Source organism: Alistipes senegalensis JC50 (genome assembly GCF_025145645.1).
GTDB classification, from domain to species: Bacteria; Bacteroidota; Bacteroidia; order Bacteroidales; family Rikenellaceae; genus Alistipes; species Alistipes senegalensis.
In genome coordinates this window covers 320,385-340,040 of sequence record NZ_CP102252.1, presented here as the reverse complement: position 1 = coordinate 340,040, position 19,656 = coordinate 320,385, and the positions used below count along the sequence as shown (strand labels likewise).

Annotated in this window: 12 protein-coding genes; 1 reads left to right on the top strand and 11 read right to left on the bottom strand. The window is 57.0% G+C overall.

Annotated elements, in window-relative coordinates; translation table 11 throughout:
- Nucleotide 1: 1 nt before the first annotated feature.
- The 11 genes from NQ519_RS01340 to NQ519_RS01290 all read right to left on the bottom strand — a co-directional run bounded on the left by NQ519_RS01340 (nt 2) and on the right by NQ519_RS01290 (nt 18,338).
- Nucleotides 2-2,953 (bottom strand): glycosyl hydrolase 115 family protein, encoded by a 2,952-nt coding sequence (locus NQ519_RS01340; protein ID WP_019149867.1) that lies wholly within the window; start codon nt 2,951-2,953, stop codon nt 2-4.
- A gap of 18 nt (nt 2,954-2,971) precedes the next feature.
- Nucleotides 2,972-3,775: an SDR family oxidoreductase gene (locus NQ519_RS01335; RefSeq protein ID WP_026076349.1), complete on the bottom strand. Its 804-nt coding sequence runs from the start codon at nt 3,773-3,775 to the stop codon at nt 2,972-2,974.
- A gap of 30 nt (nt 3,776-3,805) precedes the next feature.
- Nucleotides 3,806-5,230, bottom strand: a complete 1,425-nt coding sequence (locus NQ519_RS01330; protein ID WP_019149869.1) for a family 43 glycosylhydrolase — start codon at nt 5,228-5,230, stop codon at nt 3,806-3,808.
- A gap of 10 nt (nt 5,231-5,240) precedes the next feature.
- A complete protein-coding gene (locus NQ519_RS01325) occupies nt 5,241-7,079 on the bottom strand; it encodes a formylglycine-generating enzyme family protein (RefSeq protein ID WP_019149870.1) in 1,839 nt (612 codons plus the stop codon).
- 12 nt (nt 7,080-7,091) lie between these two features.
- Nucleotides 7,092-8,918 (bottom strand): RagB/SusD family nutrient uptake outer membrane protein, encoded by a 1,827-nt coding sequence (locus NQ519_RS01320; RefSeq protein ID WP_019149871.1) that lies wholly within the window; start codon nt 8,916-8,918, stop codon nt 7,092-7,094.
- A gap of 20 nt (nt 8,919-8,938) precedes the next feature.
- A complete protein-coding gene (locus tag NQ519_RS01315; RefSeq protein WP_019149872.1) occupies nt 8,939-11,953 on the bottom strand; it encodes a SusC/RagA family TonB-linked outer membrane protein in 3,015 nt (1,004 codons plus the stop codon).
- 36 nt (nt 11,954-11,989) lie between these two features.
- Entirely contained in the window at nt 11,990-13,669 is a 1,680-nt protein-coding gene (locus NQ519_RS01310) for a RagB/SusD family nutrient uptake outer membrane protein (RefSeq protein WP_019149873.1), read from the bottom strand.
- Nucleotides 13,670-13,673: 4 nt separating this feature from the next.
- Entirely contained in the window at nt 13,674-14,498 is an 825-nt protein-coding gene (locus NQ519_RS01305) for a SusC/RagA family TonB-linked outer membrane protein (RefSeq protein WP_019149874.1), read from the bottom strand.
- A gap of 24 nt (nt 14,499-14,522) precedes the next feature.
- Nucleotides 14,523-16,751, bottom strand: a complete 2,229-nt coding sequence (locus NQ519_RS01300) for a SusC/RagA family TonB-linked outer membrane protein (protein ID WP_083870930.1) — start codon at nt 16,749-16,751, stop codon at nt 14,523-14,525.
- A gap of 12 nt (nt 16,752-16,763) precedes the next feature.
- Nucleotides 16,764-17,264, bottom strand: coding sequence for a DUF1735 domain-containing protein (locus tag NQ519_RS01295; RefSeq protein WP_044118680.1), 501 nt, complete (start codon nt 17,262-17,264; stop codon nt 16,764-16,766).
- 168 nt (nt 17,265-17,432) lie between these two features.
- Nucleotides 17,433-18,338 (bottom strand): AraC family transcriptional regulator, encoded by a 906-nt coding sequence (locus NQ519_RS01290; protein WP_044118681.1) that lies wholly within the window; start codon nt 18,336-18,338, stop codon nt 17,433-17,435.
- Nucleotides 18,339-18,451: 113 nt separating this feature from the next.
- Here NQ519_RS01290 and uxuA point away from each other — a divergent pair, with 113 nt between their 5' ends.
- The gene (gene uxuA / locus NQ519_RS01285; protein WP_019149878.1) at nt 18,452-19,651 is read left to right on the top strand and encodes a mannonate dehydratase; all 1,200 of its coding nucleotides are present in this window, start codon (nt 18,452-18,454) and stop codon (nt 19,649-19,651) included.
- Nucleotides 19,652-19,656 lie beyond the last annotated feature (5 nt).

Genomic DNA, 19,656 nt, shown 5'->3' with positions numbered 1-19,656 from the left:
TTTATCGGATGACTTCGGTCGGGGGAGGTCCGGCGTAGGAGCGTTTCATGCCGCCGAAGTCGAGGACGATCTTCTGGACTACGACGCCCGGATCTCCGCAGATGATCTTGACGGTGTGCCTGCCGGGGCGGTCGATGTGCAGCGTGGTTTTCTTCACGGCGCAGTTTTTCAGTACGTTTTCATACCAAGCCTGTGCATATTCGAACGAGGAGGTTGTGGGGTTCATCACCGGGCCTTCGTCGATCGCCACGCCGTATTTGGTCTCCGTCGATGAGGTTTCATGGGCGAACGGGCGGTCGGCACTCAGCGGAAAGGTGGGCAGCATGTAGGTGTATACGTCTACCGATCCGCTGCTGAAACTGTAAAAATCGTATTCCAGACGAGGCGTATTGCGGCCTCCGGTACGCTGCACGCTGCTCAGGGGATGTCCCATCATGACGGCTTCCTTTTCGTATCCGAGGTTTTCGATGAGCGTCATTTTCACCTGCTCGTTCTCAAATTTGCGATGGAAGCCGGCGGCCGGGATCGAGACACATCCGTTGTCCTCCACATACAGGCCCTTGATCGTTGCCGGTGCGGGAGTGGCGGGGTTGAAGACCGAGACGAGTACGGTCTCCCGTTCGCTGCCGGCGTCGATGCGGACCGATCCCAGGATGCGTTCTCCGACGGGAACCTTTTCCCAGTCGATCTCTACGGTCAGTTCCTGTTGCGTGGAGGTCGTTCCCGACGTGCGGTCGAGGCGAATCCATTCGTCGGAAGGAGAGGCGGTCCAGACGAGCGGCCTATTGCCTTTGTTGAATACGTCGATCCGTCCCGTGCGGCGGGTGTAGACGCTGAAAGCAGGCAGCGCGTGGAAACTGCGCTGGCCTTTAAGTACGTCCTCCGACTCGACCCAGATGCCCAACGATGCTCCGGACTGCAAAGTGACGCTGTCCAACTCCGGCAACTGGTAATAGGAGCAGGCGAAGCCCTGGCGTGTCGTCATGATTCGGTTCCACTTGCCGCCGAGCAGTTCGTTGTAGCCCGCTGTAAGGTTTTGCAATGAATCGTAATGCGCCCGGATCTCATCGCGCAGCGGGTTGGCGGCGGCACGGCCCTGCCGGGCATACCAACGGTTCCGCTGCCCGTCGAGAATCATTTTGTTGAGCTGTTCCGAGGCTCGGACGGGATAGTACAACAACTGGTAAAAAGCGGGCTTTTCAATCTCCGGAAGATTGGTCATCACCTTTTCGGCGAGTTTGCCGATACGATCGTATTCGGCTATGCGTCGGCTGGCTTCCCTGTAATTGGCGCAGGAGAAATCCGTGTCGGTGTTTCGTTCCCGCCCGTGTTTGTCGGTCGCCCATTGGTATCCCCATCCCATCAGTTCGGGTTTGCGCTGAAAGGCCAGGTCGTAGAACGTCGCGGTGATTTCGCGGAAAGTGTCGTAATATTGGCTGCCGAAAATCCGACTGAGCGTCCGGGCCTGATAATCGGCCGCATTCGCGTAGTCGAACCGGTCGATGTCGTATGCCATAGCCAAAAAAAGGTCTACGGCCGGTTCGCAGGCCTTGATGTCGCCGGCATTCAGCAGCCAGATGCGGTCGGCTGTGGCGTCATAGGCTTTGCGGAGCTCTTCGTACATCAGCGCCGGCGAGGTTGAAGAAATCCAAAGATAGTCGTGCGGTTTGCCCAGATAGGAGGCGTGGTAGTAGACACCGGAACGTCCCGAACGCTTTCGTTCGCGCTCGCCGCTCAACCGTTTCATGTAGCCGTAGTTGTCGTCCGGCCAAATGATCGTCACGTCGTCCGGCAGTTCGAGACCGTTTGAATAGACTTCCAGCACCTCCTTGTACGGGGTGAAAGCCTGCGGGATCTCCTCTCCGGGTTTGCCCAGCTCATCGACGAGCAGCTGCCGCTGGTCGTGCAGGGCGCCTTCCAACTGGCGGACGCGTTCTTTTATGTCGCTGCTGCCGGTCATGGCCCGGTCGTGGAGGCCGCGCAGAGCCAGCGTATAGACGTTTTCGTAAGCGGCATTTTCCCGGACACGCCGGCGCAGTACGCTGTTGATGCCCTCCTTATTCTTTACGTAGTCCCATTCGCCCATCGTCTTGCGGTCCCATTCGCTGGCATTGTTGAACAACAGGGGTTCGCAATGCACCGATCCCATGACGATGGCGAACGAATCGGCCACCATTTTGTTTTCGGGAATCTTGTTGAAAGCCGTGGAGGCTTCGTGCATGGCCGGGCAGAGGTAATTGGCTTTCAGCCGAAGCAGCAGTTCGCAGACTTTGGCGTAGGTCTTGGGGCCGATGTTGCCCCGTTCGGGATCGAACGTATGCCGGGCCCAGGGCAGCAGCCCCCAGTCTTCGTCGTTGATGAACAGCCCCCGGTATCTGACCGACGGCGTTTTGGAAACTTCGGGATGAACGTGCAGGTAGAGCGACGTGCGCGGCTTGACGGGAACGTCGGCCCACCAGTACCACGGGCTTACGCCGATAGCGTCCGAAACGGCAAGAAGACCATAGGCGGTTCCCCGGCGGTCGCTTCCGGCGATGACCAGCGCTTCGGAGACGCCCGGCAAGGGCTTGGCTACCGTTTGAATCAGGTAGCGCTCCCAGCAGCCTGCGATCGTGTCGGCGGCGATTTTGCGCTGTGCGATCAGTCGGTCGATCAGGGCGCTTTGGCCGATCGTTCCGGCGATGATCACGTCGGCGTTGCGGGGAAGCGTGTCGCCGGTCGTCGTCAGCCCCTGCCGTCCTGTGACGAGACCGAGGTCTGCGGCCAGGAGCTCCGCCGTCTTGCCGACGACCGTTGCGTCATTGGCGTCGTAACGGATAACCGTTTGCCGGTTCGGTGCGGAGAGCCGGAAAACCTCCTTGCCGGAGGTCTTTTCGGTCAGCCGCACCTGAGCCTTCATGCTCGGACCGGACAGTCCGAGCATGAAGGCAATCAGGATCAGCGTTTTTTTCATCTCGGTTCGTTTTTCCGGTTATACTGCACTGAAAGAGCTGAATCCGCCATCGACCGGAATGACGGCGCCTGTGATGAAGCTCGCTTCGTCCGAACAGAGGAATTTTACGATTCCGTTCAGTTCGGAGATGTCGCCGAAACGTCCCATCGGTGTGTGTGCCATCACCTTTTTGCTGCGTTCGGTGTAGGAGCCGTCCGGGTTGATCAGTACGGCTCGGTTCTGGTCGCCGATGAAAAAGCCCGGGGCGATGGCGTTGACACGAATCTTGTCGCTGAATTTGAGCGCCATCTCCATAGCCATCCACTGGGTGAATATATTGATCGAACTTTTGGCCATCGAATAACCCAGTACGCGCGTGATCGCCGAATAGGTGGCCATCGAGGAGACGTTGATCATCACGCCGTATTTCTGTTCGGCCATCGTTTTGCCGAACACCAGGCAGAGATAGACCGAACCGTACATGTTGAGGTCGATCACCCGGTTCAGGTCCGGGATCTTCATGTCGAAGATCGTCTGGTCTTCGCGCAGCGTGGCGCCGGGGAGATTGCCGCCGGCGGCGTTGACCAGAATGTCGATGTGGTCCCAGCGTTCGAGTATCTGTTTCTTCACTTCTTCCAGACTTTCGGTGTCGAGGACATTGCAGGTGAATCCGGCGATTTCTCCGTAGGGGGAGAGTGCCGCCACCCGCTTGTCGATGTTTTCCTGACGGATGTCGAGGATGACTACTTTTACTCCGGCTTTGACCAGGCTGTCCGAGATATTTCCTCCCAGCACTCCGCCTCCGCCTGTTACAATGGCAACTTTGCCTCTTAAATCACTCATTTTTTTGTTGAATTTATTAGGGTCTCGTATTTATTCTTCGCCCGAAGGGACGACCACGGGCTCTTCCCAGCCGACCGGCGTGCCGAAATTCGGCGTGTCGTCGGCATTCCATCCGAACCGTTGTACGAACGTGTAACGATAGGTTTCGTATCCGTCTTCGCGGAATCGTTTCGTGTGATAGACGATCCAGTCTTCGGTTCCGTCGGGAGATTTGGTGAACGAGCAGTGGCCTACGCCGTGGACTCCACCCGGTTCGCCGTTGATGCCTTCCTGATAGGTGTTGTCCTTGGCCCGGATGTCGTCGTTGCGGAAAAAGACGTAGGATGCCGATTTCTTCCAGTTCTCGGGCTTCATCGGGTCTTTCCGGATATCGTCCAGTTCCAGGTAGGCCAGCCGGTATTGTTTGGTCCAGGAGCCGTTGCAGGAGTAGACGATGAAGGCTTTGTTGCCATGCTTGATCATGGCGGGGCCCTCTTGGATGGTCGAGGTCAGCAGTTCCCAGGGCTGGTCGGGGTCGGAGAGCTTCACTCGGTTGGAACCGATGGTGCAGGGATCTTTCATCTCGGCGATGAAGAGGCTCTGCGTGGTGGACCCGACCGGGTTGCCCGACCAGACGGCATAGAGTGTCCCGTTGATCTCCATGACATTCAGGTCGATGGCGAAATACTCCGTGTTTTCCAGCGTGGGGACGATGCCTTCGGTGTAGTGGTCGCCCGTGTAGAGCATGCCCATATCCTCCCATTCACCGAACGGGTCGGAGCTCTTGGCACGCAGAACGCCGCTGCGCTGCGAATAGTAATGTCCGCCGAATTCCGAGATGGGCCGGCCTGCGGTGTAGTAGATATACCAGCGGCCGTCGATGTAGTGCAGTTCGGGAGCCCAGTAGTTGGCGACATTCCACGGCTTGTTTCCTTCCGTATCCCTGGGAGCGGCGAAAACCTGTTGCGTACTTGTCAGTTCGGTGAGTTTTTTCGAGCGGGATAAATTGATGCCGTTTCCATGAGCTTTGCACAGATAATACCAGCCGTCGTGTTGGATGATCCACGGGTCGGGGACTCCGCCGAGCGGATTGGTGAAGGTCTTGTCGCCCTGCGTCACCCGCAGCTTCACCGGCTCGACGCCTTCGGCGCTGAACATCACTTCGCCCGAACGGGAAGTCACCGTGCTGGATTCATAGCGGATCTTTACGGAGCTGCTTTTCTCGCCCTCGCGCACGGGTATGCTGATCCATTCGGCAAGCGGTTCGACGGTCCAGGAGGTGTTGCTGCTGACCGAAACGTTGAACTCCCCGGCTGCGGTGCCTACCGTTTTCGTCGTAGGCAGTATGCTCAGGAATGGTTTGGTTCCGGGGGCGGGACCTTCGGGATCGCCATCGGATTCCGATGATCCCCCTTCGCATGCGCAAAGGAGGATCATCAGTATTCCGATTCCGAATTTCAGATAATTGCTTTTCATCGTAGCCGGGTTAATCGAGGGTTGCGGGGAGTTTTGTCATGACGATACGCATTCCCGAGTGGTTGCCGCAGTCGGTATTGCCGTTGCCGGCACGGCCCCGGCGTGTCACTACCTGATAGTCTTTGGTCTGATCTGCGTTGTAATGTCTGAAACTGCCGCCCCGGATACATCTCGGCTGGCCCGTGAGATCGTTGGTGTTTTTATTGCACGGATCTACGGCTCCGTCCTTGTAGTAGAAATCGGCATAGACATCTTCGCAATATTCGAACGTGTTCCCGCTCATGTCGTAGATGCCCAACTCGTTTGCTTTCAACGACCCGACGTTCTGAGTGCCGGTGCTGCTGTTGGTGCGGACTCCGACTTCGCCGGCCGTGTTGCTGCCGCTGAACAGATAGCCCTGGCTCTTGTTGCCGCCGCGGGCTGCGTATTCCCATTCCGCCTCGGTCGGCAGGCGCACCTCTACGCCGAGTTCGGCCGAGAGCCAGCGGCAATATTCGTAGGCGCACAGCCACGTGATGCTGGCCGCAGGGCGGCGTGCACAGTTCGTGTTGGGTTCGAATATCGAGGTGCCGCCGTCCATCGGCGCCTTGAACGAGAAGGGGCGCGTATTGGTGGCTCCGAAGAGATAAGTGTTGTAGACGAGACTCGTAGACCGGTTGATCGGATGGCTGTTGAGGAATGCGCATATCTGCTCGCAGGTCACCTGGTAACGGCAGATATAGAAATCCTTGGTCAGCGTTACCGAGTGTACGGTTTCCGTGTTCAGCGTTTTGCCGCTGAAAAGGTTGGGTACGGTAGCCGATTGGGGATAACCCATCTGGAAGGAGCCTTTTTCTACGAGGACCATGTCTTCGAGCGTCAGGCCCGGCAGGATGCTGCCTGTCTTGGTGGTGAAGGTCATCTGTTCGCCGTAATGCGTGCCGCTGGTGTTTTTGGCGTAGGCTCGGACATGATAGGTCTTGCCCTTTTCGAAGCCCGTGGCCAGCAGGTTGAAGTTACCCACGGTTCCGCTGATCATCTTGAACTGGTCGGTTTCTATGGTCGGGTTTTCATTTTCGCTCCAGCAGAATCCGCGCTCGATCGAGGGGTCCGATTCGTTCTTCATCGTCTCTCCGAAGAGATAGGCTGTCTTATAGCCCGGATACGGGGCTTTGGTGACGATGAAGTTGATGGTGCGGAATGCGACTTGCTCGCCGTAGGTGATCTGCCCGTCCGCAGTTTTGATGTAGGGGCGGACGTAGTACTGCATGTTCTGTTTCAGGTCGGTAAGTTCCGCCGAGAAATCGCGGCCGCCCTCGGTGAACAGCACTTCGTCGTCGATCGTCGGTTCTGCCGTCTGTGAGAAGCAGACGCCGATTTGGGCGATGTCATTGCCGCCGTCGGATGCCATGGTCATATTGACGGTGGCGGAGGAGGGGGTGATTCCGGTAACGCTTTCGATCAGGCACCATCCCTCTTCGGGCCGGTCTTTGGTCGTGAAAGTGATCGGATTGCCATAGTGTACGACGCTGCCGTCCGAGACATAGGCCCGGGCATGGTAGCAGGTATTGGGCGTGAGGCCGGTGAGCTGCGCGGAGAAACTGTGCTCCGCTGCATCGTCCGTCGAGACGGCCTTGCTGTCGGCGACGGTGGGATCGGCGAGGGTGCTCCAACAGATACCCCGTTCCGTCAGCGCTTCTGCGTTGCCTTTGGTGAGGTAGCCGCTGCCGACGGCCGTATTGGTTCCGACCGACGAGAAATCGAGGGTGGTTACCTGTACGCCGGGTTCGGTAATCTCTTCGTCCTTGCAGGAAAACAGGAACGGTATGGTCACAAAAGTCAGTGCCAGTAATTTCACGATGAATTTCATAACGACTGTTTTTTAGTTGACTTGTTTCGGAGACCAGCCCCAGTTCTGTACGAGGTTGGGATTCTTGTTTATCTCCGACTGCGGAATGGGCATCAGGTTCATGTGGTCTTCGTAAATGCGGTTTTCGAATTTGCGGGACTTGTAAACCTTCGTGAGATCGTCGTCTTTGAGCGTGATGTCCAGTTCGTGCGCTTCCCGCTGGGTCTGCGTACCGATCATCCAGCGGCGGATGTCCCAGAAACGCTGCTCTTCGAAGGCGAACTCCACGCGGCGTTCGTTCTGGATGAATTTGCGTACGTTCTCCTGGGTGAGGTCCCAGCCCCGGTTCCGGAACGTTTCGTCCACACCCGGCATGCCGGCGCGCGAGCGGACTTGGTCGATGGCCCAGCGGATGCCGTCCTCCGGAGCCGATGCGGGATCGGCATAGTACTCGTTCAACGCCTCGGCGTACATCAGCAGGATGTCGGCATAGCGAATCAGGTGGTAGGAATTCGGCAGAGTCGGAGCCGTCGAGGCCGAGGGGTTCAGGTCGGGGTCCATGTATTTGCGCAGGAAGTAACCCGTGCGCGAATATCCGGTGATGTAATGCTTGCCGTCGCTCTTTTCCGAGGTGACCTCCCGATGCCACGTGTCGAAGCGGATGTTGCAGAAGACCGATTCGTCGTGCCAGATCGTAGCGTTCAGGCGCGGATCGCGGTCGGCGAAGGGGTTGAGCGGACGGTAGCCGGAGCCCTCCTGTTCGGGCAGCATGCCGTTTTTCATCTCATACGCCATGACCAGATCGTGGGTGGGCAGCGTATAGCATACCGGAGTTCCCTTGCCGCGTACGAGCATGAAGTCGAACGGCAGGTTGTTGAAATAGATGTCGATGCTGGGACCGCGCAGGTATGGGAAGATGGCTTCCTCGATCGGGGCCCGGACGCAGAACAGTGTTTCGTATTCGGTCTTGGTCCCGTTTTTGGCCCGGTAAAGATCGTAGAATCCCAAGTCGATAACGTCTTTGAGCGCTTTGGCCGCGGTGTTCCAGCGCTCGGGATCGTAGTCGGGATAGCGCCACAACGAGACGTTGGGGTCGGCAGAGTCGTATTGCGGAAAGTCGGCCGGACGGTTGAACAGCGGACTGGCGGCCATCAGCAGCACTTTGGCTTTCAACGCCAGAGCGGTACCTTCGTTCGCGCGGCCGAAATTACCTCCGAACATTCCGTAGCGGGTGGCGTCTTCGCCTCGCAGCGATTTGAGCAGTTCGGCAGCGTTTTCGCATTCGCTGACGATGAAATCGAGGACGGTTTCGAACGAGTCCCGCTCCGAATTGATCTCGGGATCGTTCATCGACAGAACCTTGGTGATGAGCGGCACGCCGCCGAAGGCTCTCAGCAGTTCTGAGTAAAAATAGGCGCGCAGGAAGATGACCTGGGCATGCAGATATTCGATGTCCAGCCGGGTGGTGATGCCGGATTCCTCTTCGATCAGATGGTAATTTTCCAGGAATTTGTTGCAGGCGCGGATCTGGGCATAGCTGTTGGTCCAGATGAATCCCAGCGGGTTGTCTGCGGCGTTCCAGTTGCCGGTGTTGTAGCGGTGTGCCGCGGAGTTGAGCGGGCGGGCCTCGCCGTTGTCGGTGGCGCAGTCCATGTATGCGCCTACCCAGCCCGATACGCCGTATCCGGTGCTGATGATATTGTAGTAGATGTCGTTGACGAAATAGCGGGCGTAGGTGCCGCTCCGGAAGACATCCTTTTCATACAGGTCGCCCACATCCTCCTTGTCCATCAGCGACGAGGCGTCCTGACACGAAAGCATAGGCAGGCACAACAACAGTATATAAACGATCTTTTTCATGTAGCTTCGCAATTTGAAGGTTAGAACTTGAGGCTGACGCCGCCGCCGAAATATTTCATGACCGGGTAGGCGCTGCCGTCGCCGTCGTTGGATTCAGGGTCGTATTCCTTGAATTCGGAGAACGTGAACAGGTTGGTCGCCGTCACATAGAAGCGCAGGTTCGACATGCCGACCTTTTTGGAGATTCGCTGGGGCAGCGTGTACCCGATCTGAATGTTTTTCAGACGCAGGTAGGAGCCGTCTTTCAGCCAGAATGTCGAGAAACGGTGATTCTGTTCCGAGGTGGAGGGCGAAAGGCTCGGATAGGTGGCGTGCTCCTTGTTTTCGGGAGTCCAGCGGCCGAGGTGGTGGTGCATGGCGCCGCTGATACCCTGGAATTCCCAGTAGCCGTAGCCGTTCACGTAGATATCCGAATTGGTAGCCCCCTGGAAGAAGAGCTCGAAGTCGAGGTTGCGCCAGTTGCCGCCTACGGTGAATCCATAGATGATTTCGGGTACCTGGGTGCGTCCGATGGGTACGACATCGTAGTTGTCGGTCTTGCCGTCGCCGTTGATGTCGCGGTATTTGATGTCTCCCAGTTTGGGCCTGTCGGTGAATCCCGACGGCAGGGCGTCGATCTCCTCCTCGGTGTTGTAGAAACCGTCGGCGATCAGTCCGAAGCGCTGGCCGATGGGGCGTCCCACCTTGGAGAGCCACGGGTAGGTGACGGGGCTTTCACCGCATTCGACCACCTTGTTGCGGGCGAAGGAGAGGTTGCCTCGGATATAATACCGGAATTTGTTGACGAGACCGTTGTATCCCAGGTCGATTTCGAAACCGCGGTTGACGACCTCGCCGATGTTTGCCGGCGGGAAGCCTTTGCTGCCGTCGTTCGGGGCCATCATGCCGTAGATGTACGAAATAGTGCCGTCGTAGTCGAGAATGCCGTGGCGGCGTTCGTGGAAATAGTCTCCCGTGAACGACAGCTTGTTGTCGAAGAATTTGAGGTCCACGCCGACATTGAATTTGTTGGCACGCTCCCATCCCACTTCGGTGTTGCCCTCCTTGCCTTCGTAGATGCGGTTTTCGGGATTGTTCGTCTCGCCGAACGAGGGGCGGTTCGATCCCAGCTGGGGATAGGTTTGGAGGTAGTAATACTTGTCGGACCCGATGCGGTCGTTGCCGACCTGTCCGAACGAAGCGCGGAGCTTCATGTAGCTGAACGTCTTGGCCGATTTGCCCCAGAATCCCTCTTCAGAGAGAACCCAGCCGGCGGATACCGCCGGGAAGAAACCGTAGCGCTTGTCCTTCGAGAACTGCATCGAACCGTTGTATCCGGCGTTGAACTCGGCCAGGTACTTGTTCTTATAGGCATAGGTCACACGACCGACGTAGTTGATGTAACCGATCGGCAGCGTGGCGTCGCTCTGGATCTCCTGGCGGTTGAAAGCCAACAGGGCCGTGACGGCATGGTCGCCGAAAGTGCGGTTGTAGTTCAGAGCCGCTTCGACTACGAAATCCCGGCGGAAGGGGCCGTTCCCGGAGCCCGTCCGAATGGTGATGGGCTCTTCCTCGCGGACCAGTTCGTAGGTCCCTTCCTTGGTGTAATAGTAGGTCGCGGGGCGTTCGTAGAGGTCCCGGCGGGAGCGCATCGACGAAATGTAGCTGAACATACCGCGTGCGGAAAGTCCTTTGGTGATGAATTCCAGCTGCTGGTTGAGACGGATCACGCTCTCGAACTTGTTGGTCTTGGAGTGGAAGTAGCCGCAACGCGAAAGAGCCATGTAGGGGTTGGTCAGATTCAGGTGGCCGCCGATCGATCCGTCGGGGTTCACGTAGTTGAAATAATCGGGCGGGGTACGTACCAGATGCTGGAACAGTTCATCGCCGGCGCCGTTGTTATGGCGTTCTTCGAGGCGTCCTGCGAGGTCTACGCCGACCGTGGTGGTTTTGGTTACGTTGAAGTCGAGATTCGCACGCAGGGCGTAACGCCGGAAATAGACGTTTGTGTCGTATTTGCCGTTGTTGAAGTTCTTGTAGATACCGTCGTCATTGGCATATCCGGCCGACACGTAATAACGCATGAACGAAGAGCCGCCGCGCACGACCAGCGAATACTGCTGCTTGAAGGCTGCGTTTTTGAGCATGTCGTGGATGTAGTCGTTGTCGGGATGCGTGTAAGGACTGGCTTTCGTGCGGAACATTTCGAGGTCGTAGGCGCTGTACTCGGGGTCGAGTCCGACGTTCATCAGCGCTTCGTTGCGTAGGCGTGCGTAGTCGTACGATCCGAGTTTGTCGGGCAGCCGTGTCGGGGTGCTCGCGGTGAACGACGCGCGGAACGATACTTCGGGTTTCGACGTAAGACCGCGTTTGGTGGTGATCAGGATGACGCCGTTGGCTCCGCGCACGCCGTATACGGCCGTAGCCGAGGCATCTTTCAGAACTGAGAAATTCTCGATGTCCTCGGGGTCGATCTGGGCGTATTCGCGTTCCACACCATCGACCAGTACGAGCGGGCTGTTGGCACCGCTGTTGTAACTGGCCGTACCGCGGATGTAGACATTGGCGTTGTCCTCGCCCGGACGTCCGCCCGGGTTGCGGGTGAAGACGCCCGAGACGCGGCCGCCGATGGCCTGCGTGAGGTTCGTCGTTCCCGTTTTCTGGATGGCCGAGGCGTCTGCCGTCGAGATGGACCCGACGACGGTGGCGCGTTTCTGGGTGCCGTATCCCACTACGACCACCTCGTTGATGTTGAGGGCTTCCTCTTCGAGGATGATGTCGATGGCGGTCCTGCTGCCTACGGTGATCTCCTGGGGAATATAGCCCAGCATACGGAACTCCAGCCGGGCGTTTTTACCCGAAACGGTGAGTTTGTAGCTGCCGTCCGCGGCACTTACCGTCGCATGGTTGGTGCCGGTCTCTATGACCGCCACTCCGACCAGTTCCTGCCCGTTCTTGTCGCTGACCTTGCCGGAAACGGCAATTCCCTGGGCCTGTAATCCTGCGGTGAATCCGTGGATTAGTGCGAAGATGAATATCAATATATATTTTTTCATCGGTGCTGATTTACAGATTTGACAATGAATTTCGGATTACCATCCCGGATTTACCACCAGCGCGCTGTTCTTGTCCAGTTCGGACTGGGGAATGGGGTAGTAGTACATCCGCATAGGGAAGGAGCGTTCTTCTACGGCGAACTTCTCGCCGTAGACGATGGTTCCGCCCTCCTGGGTCACTTTGATTCCGTGGACCGGACGGTTCAGCACGGTTTCCGCCTCGCGCCAGCGCTTCAGGTCGTAGAGGCGCACCTCCTCGAAAGCCAGCTCTACAGTGCGTTCCCGGTGGATCAGTTCACGCATCTGGCCTATGGTCAGACCGCTTACCGGCGGCAGTCCCGCACGCTGGCGCACTTCGTTGACGCAGTCGTAGATCATCTCGTCCGTGCACATGTCGTCGTCGCCCGTCCCCAGGTATTCGTTCATGGCCTCGGCGTAGATCAGCAATACTTCGGCGTAGCGCAGTATCTGGTGATTGTGGAGGGTGTATTTGGCCGGTACGACGCTGGCCAGGGGGTCGATGTGCTTGTAGAGGCTGAATCCGGTTTCGCAGCCGCGTTGTCCGATGGTTGCGGGATAGTCCTTGCCTCCGGTGTAGAGTTCCACCTCGCGGCCCCAGAGCGGTACACCGGAGTAGAGTACGCTGGCGTAAAACCGGTCGTCGCGGTTTTCATAAGGCTTTTGGGGATCGTAATCCGGGTCTTCGGAAGGCAGCCGGCCGCTTTTGAGCTCGTACATGTCGATCAGTTCCGCCGTGACGCTGGTGCAGGCCCGGCAGCTCTGGTAACCCGAAGGTCCGTTGGCGGCCTCCACGTCGTTGGTGAGGTTGCGGCATTTGACGATGATCGACTCGGTGTTCCCGAAATTGGTGAAGAACAGCCGTTGATACGACGGGAAGAGTTCGTGGGCCTTCGTGCCGTCGGGATTTTTCAGCTCGATGACCTGACGTGCGGCATCGGCGGCCCGTTTCCAGCGCTCCAGGTCCGGTGAGGCGTAGCGGTGTATCTCGTTCGATCCCTCGATCGGGTTTGCGTTGAAGAGCGGGCTGGCGGCCATGAGCAGGATTTTCGCTTTCAGTCCGTAGGCGGCTCCGCGGGTGAGGCGTCCGTAGTCGTTGTCCGGATATTTCGTCGGCAGCAGCGGTGCGGCCTCGTCGCACAGGCGGACGATGTATTCCACGCAATCGCCGAACTTCGAACGGGGGATGTTGATGTCGCCCGACAGGTCGAGAATGTCGTCCATGATCGGGATGCCGCCGTAACGCTTGACGAGCTCATAGTGCATCAGCGCTTTATTGAGCAGCGTTTCTCCCAGATACTGGTTCTTTTTGCTTTGGGACAGGCCCACGGTGAGGTCGATGTTGCGCAGGATGACGTTGGCTTTGCGGATGCCGGTGTAGGTCTCTGCCCAGCGGGAGTCGGGGTTGCCGCCCGATGCGGCGTTCATCGTGGCACGGGTGTAGGAGTTGATGCCCGAACTGGTCCCGAGCGGGCTGTATACGGCCAGGTCCGTGGCACAGTCGAGCAGGGCGCCGCCGACGCGGTTGAACTGGACACCGGTGTTGAGATAGACGTACAGGTCGTTGACGAACATTTCCAGACGCAGACTGTCCTTGAAAGCCTCTTCGGCCGACATCTGTTCCAGCGGAACGTAATTCAGATCGCAGGACCAGAGTGTCGTAAGCGATGCTATGGCGGTTATGATGAGTTTTTTCATGGTCTTAGAAGTGAATGTTTATACCGATGCTCGACGATTTCTGGATGGGGTAGCCGTTTCCGGAGCCTGCATCCTCGGGGTCGATGGTCCGCATGTCGGACCAGGTGAAGAGGTTGTATCCGCTGTAATAGATGCGCAGTTTGGACATGCGCAGCTTCTTCGAAATGCGCAGGGGAAGGGTATAGCCGATCACCAGATTTTTCAGACGCAGGAACGAGGCGTCGTCAACCCAGAAACTCGAAGTCTGCTTGTAGTTGTGGTCGCGGTCGGTCAGCGACAGGCGGGGATATTTCGCCGTGGTCCAGGTCGCAGGGTCTTCGGGAATGTAGCGGTTGTCCCAGTGGTACCGGCGGACATTGCCGGCCATTTCGCTGCCCGAACCGGAGATGTTCGTGAAAGCCTGGATCGCTACGCCCGAAAGATAGGCGTCGCGGTTGCCGGCTCCCGAGAAGATGATCTGGAAGTCGAAGCCTTTGTACTGCGCATTCGCAAAGAAGGCGTAGTTGATCTCTCCGAGATTGCTGTATCCGATCCGGTGCTGGTCCTGATTGTCTACTACGCCGTCGCCGTTCAGGTCGCGGTACTTGATGTCGCCGGCATAGGATGTTCCGAAGGTCGTCTTGGGGCTGTTGTAGCGGTCCTGTTCGCTGGTGTAGAGTCCGTTGGCCTGGAATCCGTACTGGCTGTTGATGGGATAGCCGACGGCGCTGCGGTAGTCGTAGGCGAAAGGCTGTTCGTCGTTGTAGCGGATCTCATTGTGCGCATAGGAGGCGTATCCGCCCAGTGTCCAGTGGAAATCCTTGATCCGGCCCGAGTAGGCGGCCTCCACTTCGAATCCGCTGTTGTAGGTCTTTCAGACGTTGCCCAGCGGGCCGCCCGAAGTTCCGTAGCCGATCAGGGTCGAAACGGTGTTGCGGGGCGTCAGAATCTGGCTGGTAAATTCTCGGAAATAATCTGCGCTGATGCTCAGGTGGTTTTTGAACAGCCGCATGTCAACGCCGACATTGGTTTTCTCGGATTTCTCCCAGGTGACGTTGGGGAGATATTGGTGGTGGACATCCTCTACCCAGCTGTTGACGTTCTGCGGTTCTGCTCCCAGCGTGTAACGGCCGTTGGCCTGGATGAATGCGGGCAGGTAGAAGTAGTAGGGAATGCCGGCATCGTTGCCGGTGATGCCCCACGAACCGCGCACCTTGAAGTAGCTCAGGATGTTTCCGATATGGTTCTTGATGAAGGACTCTTCCGAGAGCACCCATCCGGCAGAAACTGCGGGGAAGAAGCCGTAGCGCTTCTGGGGCGGCATCTGCTCGGTACCCTGGTAGCCGAACGAGAATTCGACGATATACCGAGAGTCATAGGCATAGGTGGCACGTCCTAACAGGCCCTGGTGCGTGTTGGGCAGGTTCTGCGTGTCGTCCGATTTTTGACTGTAATTGAAGAACAGAGTTGCGGCGATGAGGTGTTTCCCGAAAGTGCGGTCGTAGTCCAGACCGGCTTCTACGTCGAAAATGCGGGTCTTGGCAGCTCCGTAGGAGTTGAAGTTCGCCTGTTTTTTCTCCTCGCCCCAGGTGTTGAAGAGCGGTTTGCCGTCCTCCCCGTCGCCCGTGTATTCGTAGACGACGTAGCTTTTGCTGCGGTTGATGTTGTTCTCGAAAAAGAAATCGAATGCCAGCGATCCCCGCACGCGGAGTCCTTTGGTGATGAAGTCCAGTTTTTGGCCCAGCTCGGCCTGCGCCTCCATCGTGCTGTGGGTGTAGCGGGTGTAACCGCTGTGGTTGAGGATGCCGTAGGGATTGTTTCGCAGGTCATTGGTGCCGGCGACCTTGTCCTTGCCGTAGTTCATGGGGAAGGCGTTCGATGGCAGGGAGTAGATCGCGCTGAACGGACTGCCGGCTCCCGGGTTCGAGAGTTGGCGCTGCAATCCGAAAAGATTGATCGAAAGGTCCATGCTCTTGGTCAGGGCAATGTCAACGTTCGAACGCAGGGAGTAGATTTTGGCGCTCGCATTCGTTTTGTAGGTGTTGATGTCTTTGTCGGTTTTGTAGATTCCTTCATCCGAGCGATAGGAGAGGTTGACGAAGTATTTGGCAACCGAACTGCCGCCTTCGATGCTGAGGTTGTATTTTTGTCCGACGGTCACGTTTTTGAGCGACTGGCCGATCCAATCGACATTGGGATGCCCCCAGGGGTCTTGCCCCGAACGGTAGAGGGCCAGGTCTTCCTCGTTGTAACGTTGTTCGTTTGCACGGCCGTCGTTGCGCATGGCTTCATTGTGCAGCAGGGCGAAATCGTGCGAGTCGAGGAATTTGGGCAGTTTGATGGGTTGTTGGAACGTGATCTGCGTGTTGAATTTCAGTACGGGGCGTCCTTCCTTGCCGCGGCGGGTGGTAGCCATGATGGCGCCGTTCGAGCCCCGGAGTCCGAGCACGGCCAGTGCTCCGGCGTCTTTGTAAACGGAAATTTGATCGATCTCGTTGGGGTCGAGGATCGAGAAATCGCGGACGTGTCCGTCGAGCATGATGAGCGGCGTGCTGTTGCGCCACGACCGGAGGCCGCGCACGTAGAGCCACGAATAGTCGCTGCCGGGAGCTCCGCTGTTCTGCGAGGTGGCTATTCCGGGAATCATGCCCGACAATGCCGTGTTCGCATAGTTGGTCGGAAGATCTGTCAGCTTCGAGCCTTCGATCGTCGAAACGGCCGAAGTCATCAGCGACCGGTTCTGGCGGCCGTACAGGAGAGCTATTTCAGGGTCGGAATCTCCCCCCCCCTCCAACAACGTAACTTTCAGTCGGTGCGTATCTCCTATATATACCTGATTAGGGGCGTATCCCTCCAACGTGAAGATCAGGGACGATTTGTCGCCGGGTATCCGGATCGTGAAATTGCCGTCCCGGTCGGTCAGCGTGAACATGCGCGATTCTTTGTGCTCGACCAGTACGCCTTCGAGCGGCATTCCGGCCGGGTCCGTAACCTGCCCGTGCACGGCGACATCCTTTTTATTTTGTGCGGCGGAGTAGCCGGTGCCGAGGCACAGGCACAATAAAAGCGTCCATAACGCTTTGGGCATTATAGCGTTGCTCATTCGTTTGTAATTTTAGCGTTTTGTAATCCCGAAAAAGAGCGTATTGTACCGGGGTGCGATTTCATATTCCGATACGGATCGAATACGCAGCGGCAAGATGTATTTTTTGTCCGCATCGAGTTGAGAGGTGTGGAACGTTACCAGCAAATCGCCTCTTTCGGTACCCCTGCGGATGGTGCATTCGAGGCTGGCAGGTTCCACGGTGTAGGCCGATTCGGGCAACAGATCGTAGGCACGGATGGCTGCCGAAGCCTGCTTGGCGGAAGCCAGCGAGTCCGAGGCCAGTTCCATCGTTACACGGATGTCGTGTTCGGGCATGATACTGCCGGAGCAGTAGGCCCCGACGATGTAGGTGGTGTCCCTTGAAAAGTCGAATTTCGTCTGGAAAATTCCGTTTCCGTCGGCCCAGGTGGCCAGCGGGAAATAGACGGACGCATACTTCATCTCTTCGTCGTCCTGGCAGGAAACGAGGAGAAGGGACCCAACAAGGAATAAACGCAGAATTTTCTTCATACGGGTCAGTTTTAGGTGGTTGTTCCCGGCGTGGGGTGTGTTAAACTTATGTTTGGTGATCACTGATGCAAATATGGCGGTATTGCCATCCGATTACAAATATGAAATTTGCAATCGTTTGTATTTAATTTGCAAATGTGAAAATTTGTGATACTCCTGTCCGGCGGATTACAGGGAGAGTGCGGCCATCCCGGGATTGCGCTTGAACTCCTCGATATATTCCGAGGGGGTGAACCGGGTGATCTTTTTGAACTGACGGTTGAAGTTGGAGATGTTGTTGTATCCGCATTCGTAGCAGATCTGCGTGACGGTCAGTTCGCCCATCAACAGCAGCTTGCAGGCGTATCCGATGCGTAATTCGCTGATATATTGGAGTGTCGATTTGCCGGTTTTCTCCTTGAAATAGCGGCAGAAAGCGCTGGTGTTCATGCCGGCCGTTCGGGCGATGTCGTCCAGGTTGATGTTGTGGATATAGTCCCGGTTGAGTCGTCCCAATACCTTATATATACGGGATTCTCCGTAGGCAGGCAGGCGGAGGTCGATGCTGTCGTCGTTGAGTTTCCGTTTGTGGGTCGTGCGGCTCATCATCGAAAGGATATGGATGCACGCCATCAGGCGGTCGAGTCCTGTCTTGTTGGGCAGCATTTCGATATGGCGCCGGATCGGGGCATTCGGAGTCGTATCGAAGCTGATTCCGTAGCGGGACATTTCGAGCAATTCCTTGATTTTCAAAAATTCAGGGTAGTTGAGAATCGCATGGTTGAAAAAGTCCTTGGAAAATTGGATCGTGATGGCGTGGACTCGTAGAGAGGGGTTGCCGCGGTAATAAATGTCTTCATTACGGTACATGTGTGGGAGCAGGCTGCCGAAAAAGACCAGGTCTCCGTCGGAGAACGGTTCGATGCTGTTCCCTGCGAACCGGGTTCCCGTGCTCTTGATGATGTAGACGATTTCGTACTCGTCATGGAAGTGCCAGGGGTACTTGAAATAATCGTAGTCGCACTTCTTGACTTTGAGCGGGGAGCCGTTGGTAAGCCCCACCTGCTCGTACATGATTTTGATTTCGTCTTTCATGGTGTCGGGATTGATGGATTTATGCAAATATATCAACAGAAGATGCAAAAAAATCACTTGCTTCGGGGGCTTTTATTTTCAATCTTTGAATATTTATTATAATATTTGATTTTATGGCATTGGAAAAGACTTGGAGGTGGTTCGGAGAGAACGACACGGTGACGCTGCCGGAGATCCGGCAGATCGGCGTCGAAGGCATCGTGACGGCCCTGCACCACATACCTACGGGCGAGATATGGCCCGTAGAGGAGATCGAAAAAGTCCGTGACCGCATTGCTGCGGCAGGTATGCGCTGGAGTGTGGTCGAGAGCCTTCCGGTATCGGAGGCGATCAAACTCCGTACGGCGGATTGCGCACGGCATATCGAGAATTACCGGCAGTCGCTGCGGAATCTGGCGGCTTGCGGAATCCGGACCGTATGTTATAATTTTATGCCCGTATTGGACTGGGCGCGTACCGACCTGCACTATGCGAATGTACGCGGTACCGAGTCGATGCACTTTGACTACGACCGTTTCGCCGCATTCGACATCCATATTCTCCGGCGTCCTGGGGCAGCAGGGGACTATCCGTCTGAGGTGTGTGAACGGGCCGCAGCGCTGGCAGCCGGAATGAGTGCCGCGGAGCGGGAGGAACTGGCCCACAATATCATCGTGGTCACGCAGGGTTTCATCAACGGTACGGTCGGCGACAGCGAGGATTACAAGCAGGTATTCCTGCGTTATTTGGCGCGTTACGACGGCATCGGCCCCGACCGGCTGCGGGAACATCTGGCGGCATTCCTGAAAGAGGTCTGCCCGACAGCCCGGGAGGCGGGCGTCAATCTTTGCATCCATCCCGACGATCCGCCTTTCCCGCTGCTCGGACTGCCGCGTATCGCCAGCACCATCGAGGATTTCCGCTGGATTCTGCGTCAGTACGACGATCCCGTCAACGGTGTGACGTTCTGTGCCGGATCGTTGTCGGCGAGACCCGATAACGATTTGCCGGCTATGGCGCGCGAACTGGGGCCGCGGATTCATTTCGTACACCTGCGCAATACGCAGCAGCTGGGGCCGAAGAGTTTCTTCGAATCGGGGCATCTCACAGGGTCGGTGGATATGTACGCCGTACTGAAAGCCTTACTTGAAGAACAGCGCCGCCGCATTGCCGAAGGGAGGCGGGATACGGCCATGCCGTTCCGTCCCGATCACGGGCTGCGGATGCTCGACGATTTCGGACGCTCCTCCAATCCGGGTTATCCGCTGGTAGGGCGCATGAAGGGTTTCGCCGAGATCTGCGGTCTCGAAATGGGCATCGAACGAAGTTTATGAATCCA